The following is a 1,825-nucleotide window of genomic DNA, read 5'->3' on the forward strand; positions in this document are numbered from 1 at the left end:
GTAAGCGTAACAACAACCACACCTTGCGGTGTGGCTGCTGATCAATAAGGCAGGAGTTCTTGCAGTTGCTCGTGGGTATTGGCTTTGGGCAGCTCTGTCAGCAAGCGGCATAAGTAATCATACGGTTCCAGACCATTGATTTTGGCCGTTTCGACTAGGCTATACATTGCAGCACTGGCTTCTGCGCCCGTTTCAGTATTGGCAAACAACCACGCCTTGCGTCCAATCACGAACGGTTTGACGGCGCGCTCAGCACGGTTGTTGTCGATATTTAATCGGCCATCGTCCAGATAGCGGATGAGTTTGGGCCACTGATTCAGGCTATACGTGATAGCGACTCCCAGTAAACTTTCTTTCGTGACACTCTCGCTTGATTTATCCAGCCAGCTTTTAAATTGTTCTAGCAGTGGTTTAGCTAGTGCTTGTCTGGCGTCATACTTCTTATCAGGCGGCGCAGTTTTTAATTTACTCTCCAGTGCATAGAGTTTCTGGATGTGGTTAAGGGCCACATCCGCTTTACCCGTTTTGCCTTTGCCCTGTGCTTTTTGGGCTTCAACGAACTTGCGTCGGGCATGCGCCCAGCAACCGACTAAGGTTGCGTGAGTTTTCTCATATCCGGCATAACCATCGACCTGCAGATAACCGTTAAAGCCGGATAAGAAGTCACAGGGATGTTTGCTGCTGCGGCTATCCTGATAATCAAACAGCGCCAGTTTGGGGCCGGTACTTTTTTCTAAGCCACAGCCATATACCCACATGTAACAGGTGCTTTTCTCAACATCCAGCACATTGACGGTGGTTTCATCTGCCCACAGCACCGGCTGTTTAAGCAGCTCGGCTTTCATTAACGCCAGTAGCGGTTTAAGTTTATCTGCACAGGTTATCAGCCAACGACTCATCGTTTGACGACTAAGCTCAATACCTGCCTGATTAAACAACTGCTCCTGACGGTATAACGGCAAGCCATAGTGCATTTTGCTGCTGATGATTTGCGCCAGTAAACTTGGCGTGGCCATGCTCTTAGGGATAACCGCAGGCGGTACATCGGCAATCTTAATGTCGACCTTAGTGCCATTGGTTTCACACTGCCGGCAGCTGTATTTCAACCGGACATTTCTCAGCACACGGATTTTCGCGGGCACGAACTCAATTTGCTCACTGACTTCTTCACCCATTTGATGCAGGGCATGGCCACAGCAGACACAGGTTTTATCGTCAATGTCATGGATAACGTCAACGCGGGGCAATTCAGGAATAATACGCGGTCGGCGTGGCTTGGCGGCTTTCTCAGCGCTCTCGGTCGTCTGAGTGTCTGGCTCTGTCGCTACGGACTCGTCTTCAATAAGCTGTTCGGCCTCATTTAAGACTTCGCCTTCACCTTCGTAGGTCTCGCTGCTGGGGCTAAATTTCTGGTACTTCTTCAGGTTATAGCGCTCCAGCAATTGCTGTAACTTATCCGAGAGCTGCTGGTTAACCCGCTCTAGTTTAGCGATGCGTTTGTCTTTTTGCGCCAGTTTGCGCTCAAGCTTTTGCGTCTGCTCAAGCAGCATTTTCTTGAGCAGTTCAACATCATCAGGTAAGGATTGAGGTATCTTTTTCATGGCCGTTATTGTAACGGCCAATTTGGCTAAGTGCTTGGTAAGATTTAGATTGTTTTGGATGCGATCTACAGGATTTATAGCCGATCGGCATATCAACCCACACTCTGGTAATGCAGCGGCTGGTGCGCGGTGATTTTTTGAATATCGACACCTTGCAACAGCCAATGCCATTGCTGCTCGCTAATAGACAACACTTTACCTGGCATCTGCCTTGGCCAGCGGAA

1 protein-coding gene is annotated in these 1,825 nt (G+C 49.2%); it reads right to left on the minus strand.

Annotation, left to right across the window (positions count from 1 at the left end; translation table 11 throughout):
• Positions 1 to 41: 41 nt before the first annotated feature.
• Positions 42 to 1,601, minus strand: coding sequence for an IS66 family transposase (tnpC, locus tag JAO78_RS16580; RefSeq protein WP_226752473.1), 1,560 nt, complete (start codon positions 1,599 to 1,601; stop codon positions 42 to 44).
• Positions 1,602 to 1,825 lie beyond the last annotated feature (224 nt).

This window comes from Alishewanella maricola (genome assembly GCF_016343785.1).
GTDB lineage: Bacteria > Pseudomonadota > Gammaproteobacteria > Enterobacterales > Alteromonadaceae > Alishewanella > Alishewanella maricola.

Bases quoted from the DNA above. Each gene is read 5' to 3' on its own strand.
- tnpC (WP_226752473.1), bottom strand. From the start codon at position 1,601: ATGAAAAAGATACCTCAATCCTTACCTGATGATGTTGAACTGCTCAAG.